Annotated in this window: 1 protein-coding gene; it reads left to right on the top strand. The window is 64.8% G+C overall.

Features of this window, described 5'->3' with window-relative positions; genetic code table 11:
* Window positions 1-13: 13 nt before the first annotated feature.
* The coding region (locus Q673_RS23155; protein ID WP_442778049.1) for a TraM recognition domain-containing protein at window positions 14-352 on the top strand (339 nt) is incomplete at its 3' end.

Below are 352 nucleotides of genomic sequence, written 5' to 3'. Positions count from 1 at the left end.
GAACGGCAAGCGCATGGGCAAAGTGCCGATCAACCTGCACTGCGACGAGTTCAACGAGCTGATGGGCGACGAGTTCATCCCGCTCATCAACAAGGGGGGCGGCGCCGGCATCCAGGTCACCGCCTACACCCAGACCCTCTCCGACATCGAGGCGCGCATCGGCAACGCCGCCAAGGCCGGCCAGGTGGTCGGCAACTTCAACAACCTGGTGATGCTGCGGGTGCGCGAGGAGAAGACCGCCGAGCTGCTGACCCGGCAGCTGCGCCAGGTCAACGTGGTCACCCGCATGCTGGTGAGCATGGCCTCGGATTCCAGCGACATCGCCAACGATATCGACTTCACCAGCTCCGGC

Source organism: Halomonas sp. PBN3 (assembly GCF_000475415.1).
In the GTDB taxonomy this organism is placed as follows: Bacteria; Pseudomonadota; Gammaproteobacteria; order Pseudomonadales; family Halomonadaceae; genus Halomonas; species Halomonas shengliensis.
The sequence above is the reverse complement of the archived record's forward strand: the minus strand, read 5'-3'. Positions and strand labels throughout refer to the sequence as shown.